Here is a 12,612-nt window from a genome sequence, read left to right on the forward strand (position 1 = left end):
GGCACCTCGGTCGATGTCACGACCACGGGTGGCAACGGTGCAACGGGCGACCTGGGCGTCGCTTCGATCCTGCGCTGGCAGGGCCCGGCTTCGCTTACGCTCGCGGCGTACCACAATGTGTCGGTCACGGGCGGCACGACGATCGCAAACGACGGCGCGGGCAATCTGACCTTGCGTGCCGACGCATACGGCATCGACAATGGCGGCAGTGTCACCAACCTTGGCGCGCTGGACTGGTCGAAAAGCACGGGCGCCTTCAGTGCTTTGTACGACATGAACGGCACGTACGGCGCCGGCACGCAACTTACCAATATGGCATGGACACCGGCTCCCTACAGCGGCCTGCTGACGCAAAGCACCGCGTACAAGCTCGTCAATTCCCTTACCGATCTGAAGAGCGTCGCGAGCGACCTCGCCGGCAACTACGCGCTCGGCAAGGATATCAATGCGAGCGCAACCAGCGACGGATCATATGCACCTCTCGGCAACAGCGTCACGCCGTTCATGGGGCAATTCGACGGACAAGCGCATACAGTCAGTTCGCTGACGCTGCAACCGTGGGCGCCTGCCGACCAAAACAGTCCGCAATTGATGGGGATGTTCGGCGTCATCGGCAGCAAAGGTGTCGTGCGAAACCTGAACGTGCAAGGCACTGGGGTTTTCGCGGAGCCCTACAACGCCCCTTACGGCTTCATGGGCATGCTGGCGGGTATGAACAGCGGGACCGTTGTAGGCGTCAACGCGTCTGGCAATCTCAATAGCAACGTAACTGCCTTCGGACTGGACGCTACGGTAGCCGGTGGCCTCTTGGGAGCTAACGCCGGCACGGTCCTGCGTTCTTCCAGCAGTGTCTCGGTGATTGCGGGCAATGTATTGGGTGGCCTCGTGGGCGCGAATAGCGGCCTTATCACCCAATCGTTCTCGAGTGGTTCGGTTGAATCGCTGAGCTACGGCAACCAGGGCGCAGGGGGCCTCGTCGGCTACAACACGGGTGTGATCAACCAGTCCTATTCGACGAGCCCAACGCTGCTCAGAGGTTACTGCCGCGGCCCTAGCTATACGCCGTGCGGCGGTGCTGGACTTGTCATCGTCAACGAAGGGACAATCAGTCAGTCGTTTGCGACGGGCCCGGTCACGCAGCCGTTCTATCAGCCCATCGGAATTGCACGAACAAATAACGGCACCATCACGAACGACGTCTATTGGGACAAGAATACGACGACAGCTGCGGTTGGCGTCGTGTACGGCACGCCGATACCAGCTTCGAATGGCCTCACGACCGCTCAAATGAGCACGCCCGCATCCTTTGTATCTTATGACTTCAGTCCGACGGGCGTATGGGCGATGCCGAATGGAGCGACGCATCCCGTTCTGCGCTGGCAGCTTGGCCAGTGACGGAGCTGAGACGCTGCAACGATAGTTTTGCCGCGGGACCGGCAACCATGGGTTTTTCACCCAACGACTCCGGGGTCTCTTAGTACTAGAGCGGTAGATACGCCGGAGGCACGCCACCGCGTCGCCGGTAGTGGCATTGCTGGGCGCGGTATTGATGTCGACGCCGCCAGATTGACCACGACATCACATGCTCAATGGAGTGGAGCGTTCGCCATATCAGTCGACACAGTAGCCGGCGGATCTCCTGAACGCTGAACGGCAGTGAACCTTCAGTTGTTTTTTTTTTGGCCTGTGCCCTCAGGGCAGCAAGCACCGCGTGCGCCGGCAATGCCAGTGTGATGTGCTGGTACCAGCCCTGCAAGCGACGAACCTCGTATTGATCAAGGCCGCATTCGCCCTTGGCCACCTCAAATCCGACTTCGATTTCCCATCGCCTGCCGGCGACGTTGACCAGCGTCTGACGGGTAACCTTGCTGCGGGGAGCATAGACGACGTAATACGCGTGCTCGCGGCTCTCGTCGCGACTGCGCCGCACCAGCAGGTAATGGCCAAAGCGACGCTCCCCGGCGCTCAGTTGCAGGCGCCACAACGGCGTGAGTGCCTTCTTCCACTTGCGTATGCGCCGTTCGATCTCGGCTATCTGCTTGTCGAGCTTCGCCACCTCATTCCACTGGTCACGTAGCGTATCGATCGGCACTGCTGGTAGTCGCTCGGCGACTCGTTCGAGCACCGCTGGTATCTCTCTGTCCAGTTTCGCTCGACCTCTGCTCATCACCTCACCGTATTCGGTCAGCAACCCGCGCAATCCGTTTATCTGCATAGTGCGGAACTTCACCAGTTGTTCGCGCATCCGGTGCAGTCCCATCATCGCCTGTTGCACTTCCGACTTCACTGCCACCGATTTGCTCGGTTGCTGAACCGCTAGCCAGATAGCGCGAGCGTCTGCCGCGTCGCTCTTGTTGCGAATGTTGAATGCCTTCGCGAATTCGGCAGGCATCAGTTTCACCTCGTGTCCCATCTTCATCAGCTGCCGCGCCCAGTGATGCGCACCGCCACACGCCTCCATTCCGATCAGGCACGGAGCCCGGTTGGCAAAGTGATCAAGGAACCTCACCCTCGGAAGACTGTGCATTTACCACCTTGACCAAACTGATGCCGTTGTCTGCACCGCTTGAGCTCCTTCGCGATCAGCGTTTCGTCGGCAAGCACAGTCTGGTACCCGGTCAGAAACGTGCGGTACTCAGCGGCGCGCGATCGAATCGCCTAACTTTTCGTCGTGCTCAGCGGTGTCAGATAGAAAGAACTCTCTTCTCGCCTCCTCGATAACACGCCGGACGTAGGCGTCGTACCCAGCGTGACCTATCGATTCCATATTCCAGTTGCGCGTCTCAGCATCTACCGCGTGGACCTTCGGCAGCGGGACTGGTATTTCCACCCGGTCTTCACCTGCTGGTTTGTCCTGATGGATGCGCCTACGCACTTCTTCACGGATTTGCTCGGCCGTAAGTACTTTCTTTGCCATTTGCTGCTCCGGGGAAAGTTTGGAAAGCCGCGGTGGCAGACACGCTGCCGACAGCGGGTTGTGGTGATTAATACTCTTACTACCGCGTATCCGACGCGCAAGGATTCAAGGCTTTCCGTTGATCGCCGTCAGATATCGTGCGATCTGATCAACCTCATCGGCAGCCAGCGGCGCACCGTAGACCGCACGCATCTTGACCACTTCCGCTTTCCACTCCTGAAACGACAATGGCGGTTGCCGGGTGACCATTCCGGCTGAATGGCAAATCACGCATTGCGCGTTCGCGAGGTTCGAACCAACGCCCGGCGGGAAAGTCAGGCTGCCATTGGGCAGCGTGACGTCGACGGTCCGGATTACGGCAGCGCCTCCGGGCTTGTCCGGCCCGGCCATGGCAGACGCGCTCACACAACTCGCCCATACCACCAGCACTGCAGCAGACGCTTTCATGTTCGCCTCCTCACGCGACGACCACAGTTGCCGATTCGACGACATTGCGCATATAGCCGCCGCTGTTCCAGTTCGGTGTGTCCGGCTGCTCAACGCCGTTCTCGTTGACCGCCTTCACCTTCAATACAAACTGGCCGGCGTAATGCGGCGTGAACTGCGCATCCCAGCGGCGGAAGCTGTATTTTCCATAGTTTTTTTCAAGGCGCGCCGGCATCCATGAACCGCCCCCGTCGGAGGAAAACATAACCCGCTGCACACCCGGGTCGCCACCGAATGCGATTCCCCTGACCGTCTGCGTCCGCATCACGGGGAGCACGGAACCGTCGCCGAGGTTCGTGAAGAACGATCTTGGCACCATCCGGTTGATGGGCACCGTCTTGACGCCAGTCTGTCCGGGTTCGACATTCGCGTGAGGTGTGTCAGGAATCTGGTACGCCTTGGCCATCCAGAAATTCTCGTCCGGCCGGTCGATGACCTCGATGTCGTTCAGCATCTTCATCCAGTATGTCGAATACCAACCGGGCACCACGAGCCGCAACGGGAACCCGTTCAGAAGCGGCAACGCCTGGCCGTTCATCCCGAACGCCACGATCACTTCGCCGTCGCGGGCATGGTCGACAGTGAGCGTTTTGATGAAGTCGGGCGTGGCCGCGATCACCCCTGTGTCGAGCCCATTGAAACGAACCTGAACGGCGCCCGCCTTAACCCCTGCCCGATCCAGAATATCCTTGAGCCGCACGCCGGTCCACACGGCGTTGCCCATCGCGCCGTTGCCCCACTCTCCGCCGGCGACACGCGGTTTGAAGAAACCGCGAGAGTTGCCTGCGCACTGATTCACGGCAGCCACTTCGACGTGAGCAAAGCCATTCATGATTTCGCTGACGCTCAGGCTAAGTTCGCGGCCGACCAGTCCCCGCACCACCAGTCGGGAGGCGCCGCCGTCGACCCGGGTCGGAATGCCGGCCAGATGCCAACGCACGAAAAACCGGTCATTTGGGGTGAACACGCCTTCGTCGAATACGGAAAACGGTGTTTCGAGCAAAGGCGGGCGGCTTCGCAAGAGGAGCATCTCACCCTTATGCGGAAACCCACTCGTCAACTCTCGCAGACCGTTCCCGAACGGCAGCGTCACTGCATTGGCAGCCCACGAGCGGCGTACCCAACCGCCACCCATGCCTATCAGGCCGCCTGCCGCCAAGGCATGAACGAACTGTCGGCGTTTCGTCCCGTATTCGTCTCTCATTGTGGTCTTCTGTGCACGCCTATCGGCTTCTTTACGTCCCTATCGGGTCTACGAAATTAAGGAAACGCAGGTATGGTCGGATCCGTGCCCTCGACATCCGCCTCCGGATGGTGATTCTTGACCAGCAGTTCAATTTCTTCAGCGCGGTCGGTCCTGACGTCGACCATCATCAGCAATTCACCTTTCGCGACCGCGTCTTCGAAGCGCTTCAGACGGGTGTTGGGCACGTCGACGCCGATCATCGTCGCAGTCCACGCTCCAAATCCGGCACTCGCCAATGTCATCAAGACCACGGCGCCCCCGGCAATGGTGAGTCCGGCCGGAGGAAAGGCCATCGCGACGAGGCCGGCGAGCATGCCGGTAACACCACCCGCTGCGGTCCCCCGCGCGAGCGCGGGAAGCAGGTCGCTGCGTTGCGCAAGCGTCGCTGCGGGCAAGTCTTCGAGAGGTACATCGGGGCGGGCCAGCACGTGGATATGCCGCCATTCGACGCGCTTGAGAAGGAGTTCGTCGATGATCCCTTTTGCGCTACCGACGTTGGGCAGCAGGAAATAGATGCGCCTCATCTCGTGCCTCCTGTAGGGAATACCCGGAACCCCGGCCCGGTCACCCATGGCTGTGCGCTACCCCAACCCGCGCGATATGCAAGGAAATTCTGTCATTCAATATAGTCTCAATTCCGACTGACTTCCTTCGTCGCACCGATCAGATTGAATCGATCCGGCAGGCATCCTCGGAGAGTGTCATCGCGGACGACCAGCGCGCACTAGAGCGTCGACGCGGTTCACATCGGGAAGCCACGGGAACATTCAACATCGCCGCAGCGCAGGAGGAAGTACGGCACGCCCCTTTTGGCGTCATATCGCCGCCTGTCGACCTGAGCCGGCAACCTCGGCCACCACGCGCTCAATGGCCCACGCCGCCGCGGCAGCGACTTCCGGCGTAATGGACGCACCGCCGTCAAAGCAGGCGCCTTCTATCGCGAGATGACCAAGTCGCGCGGCGCAAGCCCGAGCACACGGGCAAGTCCGATCACCTCTGCAACGCCGATGTCATGGCTCGACGCAAACGAGATGTCCCGCGCCAGTTCGTCCGTGGCGAGATCGATCCGCTGGATACGGCCGGGCGACATCACGGGCGCGGCGGCGTCCACGCACACCAGCGCATCGAACCCGGCCGAGTCAGGGCCAGCATGTCGCCGCTGCGCACAACCACGGGTACATCGGCGGGCAGGCGGCCGGCCAGGCTTAACGCGACGAGCGCGCCGATACCGTCATCTCCGCAATCGGGATTGCCGAGCCCCACCACCAGCACGTTGCGCGGCACCGCGAAAGATGACGCACTGCGCGTAGCCTGACGCAACGCCGCAGCACACATCGCGCACCAGCGTCTAACCAACACGAGGACGATTGACACGCGCGCGCAGCGCGTCGATTTCGTCGAGCAGATCGAGGGCGAGCGCGATGCCAGGTGGGTTGATTTGAAGATCGCGTGCGAGCCGCTGTGCGGTCCGTACGCGCCGAAACGCCGCACCACTGAAACGCCATTCCTGCGGTTGATCCCCCTTGGGTTCGAACACGCCTTCGGAGACCCAAAGCCTCAATTCCTCTTCCGATGCCCCGCTCGCCCGACTTAATTCGACGAGCGTAAACTCGACACTCTCGTCGACAACCTGTCCTTGCAGGCAGGTCGTCGTCCTGGTCTCTTTCACGATGATCCTCCATAAAAGTGCGCGCGCGGATCGAAGTTGAAGGCCCGTTGCATTGAGTCATACGCGGCCTTCGCCGTTTCGCTGTCCGCCGGCGGCAGAACGATGTTCAGTATCACGTAGAGATCGCCAGGCGGGTTGGCGGGGATCCCCTTGCCTCTGAGTCTCAGGCGTCGGCCGCCGGCGGAACCCCGCGGTATTGTCATCTCGACCATACCATCCGGCGTCGGCACCGCGATCTTCGCGCCCAGCGCGGCTTCCCACGGCGCGACCGGCAATTCGAGCGACACGTCGCGGCCGTCGACGCGAAAGCGTGGATGTTCGCGAAACCCGATTTCCAGGTAGAGGTCGCCAGCGTCCGCGGGCGTGGCACCCGCGCCGCCCTGGCCGCCGAGCCGAAGATGCTGGCCCGCGCGTATCCCTTTCGGAATCGATATGTCGAGCGTGCGCGATTCCAGTGCGACATGGCCTTGCGCATCGATCACCGGCACTTGCAGCGAGATCGCACGCTGCGCGCCGCGATACGCGTCTTCGAGATCGATCAGCACTTTCGCGTGATGATCTTCGCCTCGCACGTTGAACGCCCTGTGCCCCGCATGCCCATGCGCGCCGCGCGCGCCGCCGAACATCGACTCGAAGAATTCATGGAAGTCGGTCTGAGCACCCGGCTGACTGCCCGCGCCGCGGAATTCGAAGCCTTCGTCCCAGTCAGGCGGCGGCTGAAAATCCTGACCGTCGCGCCATTTGTCGCCCATGCGATCGTAGGCGGCGCGCTTCTCGGGGTCCTTGAGCACCTCGTACGCCTCGCCCAACTCCTTGAAGCGGTCTTCCGCATCGTCATGCTTGCTGACGTCAGGATGATATTTGCGCGCGAGCTTACGATACGAACGCTTGACGTCTTCCTGAGAAGCGGTGCGTTCGAGACCCAGGATCTCGTAATAGTCCCTGTATTTCATTTTGGAAGCTGATCGGTGAGGAACGGAGGCGGCAATACTCGTCCAACGCGCCCGGTGGCGGCGACCGCTTCACTTTATACCAATCCAGGCACGCCGGCGGAGCCGCGGCGACTCTCCCGCCGAGGGTGGGCCGTTCAAATAGCGGGCGTGACCGAGTACGGCTCCGTATGATCTTCCACCCGCTTCACGCCGGGGATCCCTTCGGCCGCGACGCGAACCGCCTTTTCATGCACGAAAACGATCTCGCGCGACATCACGTCTTCGACTTTCAGTCCATGCGACTTCACGTAGTCGCGGGCGTCGTCCCTCGCGGTGAACAGGTCGAGCCATGACGAACGCACGGGTTTATTGGTGCCGAGCTCGACGCGTCGAAGCAGATCGCCTTCGCTGATCAGGCCGACGATAGCGTCGGCCGCATCGACTACCGGCGCGCCACTTATTCTCTTTTCCACGAACATCCTCGCGACTTCGCGCACCGTCATGTCGGGCCTGACGGATACCACGCTACTGGTCATTATGTCGAAAGCACGCATGGCAAGTCTCCCGACTATTGCGTCGAGGGTGGTTTGAGTTGAGTGTGGTCTGCCGCCTGAAGCGACAACGTATGTGACATCTTCAGCTGCACCCATACCATCCCCTCGCGTAGCCCGCCGAGTACGGCTTCGCGTTCGCTCGGAAATGCGCTGCTGTGCGTGAACTCGTGAGTGAAGACGCCTTCCGGTGTCGTGTGACTGAGCTGGATCGAGCAGTTGAAACCTTCCGCCGTCGGATGCGTCACGACCGATACCGACCAATGGCCGTCGCCAACTTTTCCGGAAAGCGTCATGAGTCGCTCCTGATGTTTCACCCAGATGAAGTGACGCGGGCCGCACGCAAATGCGCCCCGGCCGCCACGCCGCAAGCTAGCCCACGGTCAGATTGTCGATGACCGCATGCACGCCCGGCGCTGACCACGCGGCCCCGCGCACAGCCGAGCGCTCCGCCGCCGAATCGAGCTTGCCCGTCAACGTCACGGTGCCTTCGTGCACCTTGATCGCGATATGCTTCGCTTCACGGTCCGCGTGACGCTGCAGGGCCCGGCTGATTTGCTCGCCGATATCCTGCGCGGCCGCGTCGCTAACGATACGGATCACGTTCGATACGCCCGTCACGCCACGCATATGCGAAATGGTGCGGGTCGCGACATGACTCTGATAGGCATTGTCGACTTCGCCGCTTAGTGTCACCCAGCCCTTTTCGACCTGCACCTTGACCGACTCTTCGCTCAGCCCGACGGTCCAGCGCAGGATCGTGCGAACGGCTTTGGCGATGTCTTCGTCGGTGCGTACATCCGTATGCAGCAGGCGAACATCCATTTCCACGACGACGGCCTTCACGCCCGCGACACGTTGCGCCGCCTTTTCCGCCGCGACTTTTTCCGCGTAGCTGACCGGGTGGCCGGACAGCGTGACGACACGGTCGCATACTTCGACGCCGATGTCCGTGACGCTGACGGCCGGATCCCAAGCCAGCTCTTCTTCGACCTGCTGCTGTAATTCAATGTCTGACTTCATTACCTGCTCCTTGATGGCATGTAAGGGTTGCCGCTGCGCCGGGACGTGCAGCGGTGCGCCCGGCGCCGCGCCAATCAGCTGATCGGCAGGCGTTTGCGCGCGGAGGCCGCTTTCTTGGGCAGCGTCAGCGACAGCACGCCGTCCTTGTACTGCGCCGTTGCAGTGGCTTCATCAATCTCGCTCTGCAGCGAGAACGAACGGCTGACGGCGCCCGAATAGCGTTCGCGACGAACCACGCGTTCGCCCTCCTTCAGCTCCTGCTTACGCTCGACCTTGGCGCTGATCGATACGAGATTGCTGTCGATCTTCACGTCGATATCGTCTTTCTCGACGCCGGGCAGTTCGGCTTTCACGGTGTACTGGGTATCGCTCTCCGTCACATCGACCTTGATATCGGCAAGCGGCGCCTCCCCGCCTGCGCCACCGCGCAGTGGGCGGAACAGGCCCTGAAATAGATCCGACATGGGTTCGATTGCAAACGGGTCAAAGCGGGTCAAGTTGCTCATCGTGTCACTCCTTGGATCATCCATTACGGTCATGGATAGGGGACTGGGTTAATGGCGCGGGTGCGCATGCGTCGCGCAACGCGCCGGTCAGAACACTTCAGTAATCACTTTCAGCGCATGCGTGTCCGCGGCACGGCTGAGGGTATCGTAGGCACCGGCCACGTCTTCGAGCTTGAAACGGTGCGTAATCAGCCGCGCGGGATCGATGCGGCCCGCTCGGACCGTCTTTAGCAGCATCGGCTCGTCTCGGCGTGCGCAATGCGCACGTACTCGGCCTGGGTGCCATCAATCTTGTTGCCCAGAACCCAGCCGCCGGTGGTGCAATGCGAATACATGCCGCGCCGGCAGTAGTCGCACTTGCCGCACGACGAAAGGCACGAAACCAGCACCCGATCACCGGGTTTGAACGACGACACCGCCGCGCCGATCTGCTGCACGATGCCGACCCCTTCGTGGCCGAGAATGCGCCCCGGCTCGCAACCCGGAACGTCGCCTTTGGGAATGTGCAGATCGGTGCCACAAATCGTCGTGCGCGTCATTTTGACGATCGCATCGGTGGGCGCAGCGAGTTCTGGAATGGGCCTTTCCTCGAGCGATTTTTTGCCGGCACCTTGATAGACGAGCGCCGTCATGTGCTACCTCCGCTGAGGGAAACTGGCCTGCCATACGACCGACTTTAGGCCGTCTCGCGCCACATGGATTGACATGTATCAAGCGATAGTCGTCGGTCGCCGCCCCGCTTCAGCCCATATGCATCCCACCGTTGATGGCGAAGTTCGCGCCGGTGACGAAACCCGCGTCGTCCGAACAGAGAAACGCCACGAGCGCGGCCACTTCGTCGGGTTGCCCGAGGCGGCCCACCGGAATCTGCGGCAAGATCTTCGTCTCCATCACATCCTTCGGCACGGCCGCGGTCATCGCGGTCGCGAGGTAACCGGGCGAGACGGTGTTGACCGTCACGCCATGTTTCGCAACCTCCAGCGCCAGCGACATCGTGAAGCCATGAATCCCCGCTTTCGCCGCCGCGTAATTGGTCTGGCCGAAGGCGCCGCGCGCGCCGTTCACCGAGCCGATATTCACGATGCGCCCGAAGCGTTGCGCGACCATCCCGCCGAGCAACGGCTTGGTCATATTGAACAGCGAGTCGAGATCGGTGCGTAGTACCGCATCCCAGTCGTCCTTGTTCATTTTCGCAAAGCTCGAATCGCGCGTGATGCCGGCATTGTTGACGAGAACGTCGACCGTGCCGAATTCGTCGAGCACGCGTTCTGCGCAATGCGCGCACGAATCGAAACGGGTCACGTCGGCTTCGTAGGCATGAAAACGTCGGCCGGCGTCGCGCTCGCGCACCAGCCAGGTGGCGACGTGATCGTTGCGTTCCGAATGCGACATGGCGACCACCATGCCGGCATCATGAAGGCGTCGGCTAATGGCGGCGCCCAGTCCGCCCATACCGCCAGTGATGAAGGCAATGCGCTTAGTTGACATGCTGTTCTCCTGATTGCGCAAAGCGGCGTGCCGTCGCGGGAGGCGTCGCCGAATCCGTGCGCCAACCGAATGGCACGCCGCGGTCCAGCGCGCCCCTGACCGTCTGTTCGAAGCGCCGCATCCAGTCTTGCAGCGGCAGCGTCGCGAGATCCATGCCGGCGCCCTGCTGCCAGTTGCCGGTCCATGCGGCCTGCCATCCGGCGAGCGCGTCGCGCATGTCGTCGCTGCACGCGGTTTGGTGCCGGGCCGGCGAAACGAGCCCCTGTTGCCAGAGGTTCGTGGTGGCCGCCATGTAGTCGCGCAGCATCGTCTGATAGCCTGCCGCGAATTCGCTCCAGTCGTGCGCGCCGGTTGCCGCGTCGCGCGTCGCATTCAACGCGGCAAGATCGCGCTTGATGCGCAACATCTCGAACTCGCAGGCTTGCCGGCGGTATTCGTGTCCGCAACCGAGCATCCGCAATGCGAGTCCCAGGTTTGCACGATACAGATCCAGCGGCGTGGTGGAGTCAGTTGCCATGAGGGTCCTCAAGTCGCTTTGGTGGGGATGCAGGCGGGCCCGCAATTCACACTGCCGGTCAGCGCAACACAACAGACAGTTCAATGTAGGCCCGGGCGTCGAAGTGCGGTTGACCTGCATCAACGCCCGCCAGTGTGCTGCAGTCCCGCACATGGCGCGCCTGTCAGGACGGTGCTCAGGCGTCGGCGGCGCTTTCCCGAACCAGCAGCACGGGGCACGGCGAATGCCGCACGAAACGCTCGGCGACGCTGCCGAGCACCATGCGCCGCATGCCGCGCCGGCCATGCGTACCCATCACCACCAGATCCGCGCCGCGCCGCTCGACACAACGTGCTATGCAACTCGCGATGTCTTCGGCGATGCCCTGGGTTTCGATGATTTCAGAATCGCCGGCCACGTCGAGGACTTCCATTTTCGCGAGTGCGTCGTCCAGCAGGCTTCGTCCGACCTGGCGCTCGGCATCGGTCAACAGATGCGGGTCGCACGCGCCCGCGTAAGTAAAGGCCGCCGACTGGTCGATCGCGTACACTGCGGTCAGCTTCGCATGCGCCAGCCTGGCCATGCGGGTAGCCTCACTGACCGCGCGTTTCGACGCCTCGCTGCCGTCCACGGCAACCAGAATGTTTTGGTACATGACTTTCTCCTCGTAGGGCGTTAAAAAGCGCTGCCGTCGCACGACTCGTCGCGATGATCAGGACCGGCTCCGCACCGGATTGCACGCCAGTTGCTCCTCGGCGAAATTGAATGCCGCCTGGATCGCTGCTTGCGCGTTGGCGTCGACACAACGTTTGATCGGGACGAGTTCGCCGCTGCGCATGATCAGGTCGAGCCGGGCCTCGAACATCCGACCGCGCGCATCGCCTGGCGGCACGTTGGCCCGATGGTCAGGAAGCGCGGCATGGACGGATTCGATCACCAGATCACAACCCGCGATGGATCTGCTGAACCGCTCCAGGCGCACCAGTTGCGAAGCCGCCTCAGCTTCGATTTGCGACGTCCCGGCAAAGCCGAGATAGACGATTTGCATGCCGACTCCCATGTGCCCTCTCCCAGGCGTCCAGCGTTTTCGCGCAGGTTCCATAGCGAATTCGCCCGCCGCGGTGGCAAGGGTGAGTTGACGAGACGCAACCGGCGGGATGATTGGATCATCGGCTGGGACGGTTTGAGCCACTTGACTTGCGTCAAGACATCGAGTGGATGCCGGCCTTTCCTGATCACTGGACCATCGTATGAGGGCAGCTTCGGGCGACCTTGATGCGGATCACAAAGAGGCGAGA

At 61.8% G+C, this 12,612-nt stretch carries 17 protein-coding genes and 3 pseudogenes; 1 reads left to right on the plus strand and 19 read right to left on the minus strand.

The window, feature by feature from the left end:
* Positions 1-1,395: pseudogene (locus tag HDG33_RS29370) on the plus strand (filamentous hemagglutinin); the annotation flags it as partial.
* A gap of 274 nt (positions 1,396-1,669) precedes the next feature.
* On the opposite strand, the pseudogene HDG33_RS38445 reads toward HDG33_RS29370, so the two are convergent.
* The 19 genes and pseudogenes from HDG33_RS38445 to HDG33_RS29460 all read right to left on the minus strand — a co-directional run.
* Positions 1,670-2,512: pseudogene (locus HDG33_RS38445) on the minus strand (IS110 family transposase); the annotation flags it as partial.
* 123 nt (positions 2,513-2,635) lie between these two features.
* Positions 2,636-2,917 carry a hypothetical protein gene (locus HDG33_RS29385; RefSeq protein WP_184037545.1) on the minus strand — a complete coding sequence of 94 codons (282 nt, stop codon included), beginning with the start codon at positions 2,915-2,917 and terminating at the stop codon, positions 2,636-2,638.
* Positions 2,918-3,022: 105 nt separating this feature from the next.
* Positions 3,023-3,364 (minus strand): cytochrome c, encoded by a 342-nt coding sequence (locus HDG33_RS29390; protein ID WP_184037547.1) that lies wholly within the window; start codon positions 3,362-3,364, stop codon positions 3,023-3,025.
* Between the two features lie 10 nt (positions 3,365-3,374).
* Positions 3,375-4,607: a molybdopterin-dependent oxidoreductase gene (locus HDG33_RS29395; RefSeq protein ID WP_184037550.1), complete on the minus strand. Its 1,233-nt coding sequence runs from the start codon at positions 4,605-4,607 to the stop codon at positions 3,375-3,377.
* Between the two features lie 56 nt (positions 4,608-4,663).
* The gene (locus tag HDG33_RS29400) at positions 4,664-5,173 is read right to left on the minus strand and encodes a DUF1269 domain-containing protein (RefSeq protein WP_184037553.1); all 510 of its coding nucleotides are present in this window, start codon (positions 5,171-5,173) and stop codon (positions 4,664-4,666) included.
* A gap of 410 nt (positions 5,174-5,583) precedes the next feature.
* The gene (locus HDG33_RS37010; protein WP_221311579.1) at positions 5,584-5,739 is read right to left on the minus strand and encodes a hypothetical protein; all 156 of its coding nucleotides are present in this window, start codon (positions 5,737-5,739) and stop codon (positions 5,584-5,586) included.
* On the minus strand, positions 5,739-6,008 hold the full coding sequence (locus HDG33_RS37015) for a hypothetical protein (protein WP_221311580.1): 270 nt from the start codon (positions 6,006-6,008) through the stop codon (positions 5,739-5,741). Before HDG33_RS37015 ends, HDG33_RS37010 begins: the two co-directional genes overlap by 1 nt.
* On the minus strand, positions 5,998-6,318 hold the full coding sequence (locus HDG33_RS29410; protein ID WP_184037555.1) for a chaperone modulator CbpM: 321 nt from the start codon (positions 6,316-6,318) through the stop codon (positions 5,998-6,000). Before HDG33_RS29410 ends, HDG33_RS37015 begins: the two co-directional genes overlap by 11 nt.
* On the minus strand, positions 6,315-7,271 hold the full coding sequence (locus HDG33_RS29415) for a DnaJ C-terminal domain-containing protein (RefSeq protein WP_184037569.1): 957 nt from the start codon (positions 7,269-7,271) through the stop codon (positions 6,315-6,317). Before HDG33_RS29415 ends, HDG33_RS29410 begins: the two co-directional genes overlap by 4 nt.
* Positions 7,272-7,405: 134 nt before the next feature.
* A complete protein-coding gene (locus HDG33_RS29420) occupies positions 7,406-7,804 on the minus strand; it encodes a CBS domain-containing protein (RefSeq protein ID WP_184037582.1) in 399 nt (132 codons plus the stop codon).
* Between the two features lie 14 nt (positions 7,805-7,818).
* Entirely contained in the window at positions 7,819-8,097 is a 279-nt protein-coding gene (locus tag HDG33_RS29425) for a UDP-glucose 4-epimerase (RefSeq protein WP_184037585.1), read from the minus strand.
* Between the two features lie 76 nt (positions 8,098-8,173).
* Positions 8,174-8,824: a BON domain-containing protein gene (locus HDG33_RS29430; protein ID WP_184037587.1), complete on the minus strand. Its 651-nt coding sequence runs from the start codon at positions 8,822-8,824 to the stop codon at positions 8,174-8,176.
* 74 nt (positions 8,825-8,898) lie between these two features.
* Entirely contained in the window at positions 8,899-9,330 is a 432-nt protein-coding gene (locus HDG33_RS29435; protein WP_184037590.1) for an Hsp20/alpha crystallin family protein, read from the minus strand.
* 87 nt (positions 9,331-9,417) lie between these two features.
* Positions 9,418-9,567 (minus strand): hypothetical protein, encoded by a 150-nt coding sequence (locus HDG33_RS38450; RefSeq protein WP_409259090.1) that lies wholly within the window; start codon positions 9,565-9,567, stop codon positions 9,418-9,420.
* A 2-nt stretch (positions 9,568-9,569) separates the two neighbouring features.
* A pseudogene (locus HDG33_RS29440) lies at positions 9,570-9,962 on the minus strand (alcohol dehydrogenase catalytic domain-containing protein); the annotation flags it as partial.
* A gap of 109 nt (positions 9,963-10,071) precedes the next feature.
* Entirely contained in the window at positions 10,072-10,818 is a 747-nt protein-coding gene (locus HDG33_RS29445; protein WP_184037593.1) for a beta-ketoacyl-ACP reductase, read from the minus strand.
* On the minus strand, positions 10,808-11,335 hold the full coding sequence (locus HDG33_RS29450; protein ID WP_184037597.1) for a hypothetical protein: 528 nt from the start codon (positions 11,333-11,335) through the stop codon (positions 10,808-10,810). Before HDG33_RS29450 ends, HDG33_RS29445 begins: the two co-directional genes overlap by 11 nt.
* A 175-nt stretch (positions 11,336-11,510) precedes the next feature.
* On the minus strand, positions 11,511-11,969 hold the full coding sequence (locus HDG33_RS29455; protein WP_184037600.1) for a universal stress protein: 459 nt from the start codon (positions 11,967-11,969) through the stop codon (positions 11,511-11,513).
* A 57-nt stretch (positions 11,970-12,026) separates the two neighbouring features.
* Positions 12,027-12,362, minus strand: a complete 336-nt coding sequence (locus HDG33_RS29460; RefSeq protein ID WP_311548395.1) for a hypothetical protein — start codon at positions 12,360-12,362, stop codon at positions 12,027-12,029.
* Between the last annotated feature and the right edge of the window lie 250 nt (positions 12,363-12,612).

Source organism: Paraburkholderia sp. Cpub6, assembly GCF_014201065.1.
Lineage (GTDB): Bacteria > Pseudomonadota > Gammaproteobacteria > Burkholderiales > Burkholderiaceae > Paraburkholderia > Paraburkholderia tuberum.

Bases quoted from the DNA above. Each gene is read 5' to 3' on its own strand.
- HDG33_RS29385 (WP_184037545.1), bottom strand. From the start codon at position 2,917: ATGGCAAAGAAAGTACTTACGGCCGAGCAAATCCGTGAAGAAGTGCGT.
- HDG33_RS29390 (WP_184037547.1), bottom strand. From the start codon at position 3,364: ATGAAAGCGTCTGCTGCAGTGCTGGTGGTATGGGCGAGTTGTGTGAGC.
- HDG33_RS29395 (WP_184037550.1), bottom strand. From the start codon at position 4,607: ATGAGAGACGAATACGGGACGAAACGCCGACAGTTCGTTCATGCCTTG.
- HDG33_RS29400 (WP_184037553.1), bottom strand. From the start codon at position 5,173: ATGAGGCGCATCTATTTCCTGCTGCCCAACGTCGGTAGCGCAAAAGGG.
- HDG33_RS37010 (WP_221311579.1), bottom strand. From the start codon at position 5,739: ATGTCGCCCGGCCGTATCCAGCGGATCGATCTCGCCACGGACGAACTG.
- HDG33_RS29415 (WP_184037569.1), bottom strand. From the start codon at position 7,271: ATGAAATACAGGGACTATTACGAGATCCTGGGTCTCGAACGCACCGCT.
- HDG33_RS29420 (WP_184037582.1), bottom strand. From the start codon at position 7,804: ATGCGTGCTTTCGACATAATGACCAGTAGCGTGGTATCCGTCAGGCCC.
- HDG33_RS29425 (WP_184037585.1), bottom strand. From the start codon at position 8,097: ATGACGCTTTCCGGAAAAGTTGGCGACGGCCATTGGTCGGTATCGGTC.
- HDG33_RS29430 (WP_184037587.1), bottom strand. From the start codon at position 8,824: ATGAAGTCAGACATTGAATTACAGCAGCAGGTCGAAGAAGAGCTGGCT.
- HDG33_RS29435 (WP_184037590.1), bottom strand. From the start codon at position 9,330: ATGAGCAACTTGACCCGCTTTGACCCGTTTGCAATCGAACCCATGTCG.
- HDG33_RS38450 (WP_409259090.1), bottom strand. From the start codon at position 9,567: ATGCTGCTAAAGACGGTCCGAGCGGGCCGCATCGATCCCGCGCGGCTG.
- HDG33_RS29445 (WP_184037593.1), bottom strand. From the start codon at position 10,818: ATGTCAACTAAGCGCATTGCCTTCATCACTGGCGGTATGGGCGGACTG.
- HDG33_RS29450 (WP_184037597.1), bottom strand. From the start codon at position 11,335: ATGGCAACTGACTCCACCACGCCGCTGGATCTGTATCGTGCAAACCTG.
- HDG33_RS29455 (WP_184037600.1), bottom strand. From the start codon at position 11,969: ATGTACCAAAACATTCTGGTTGCCGTGGACGGCAGCGAGGCGTCGAAA.
- HDG33_RS29460 (WP_311548395.1), bottom strand. From the start codon at position 12,362: ATGCAAATCGTCTATCTCGGCTTTGCCGGGACGTCGCAAATCGAAGCT.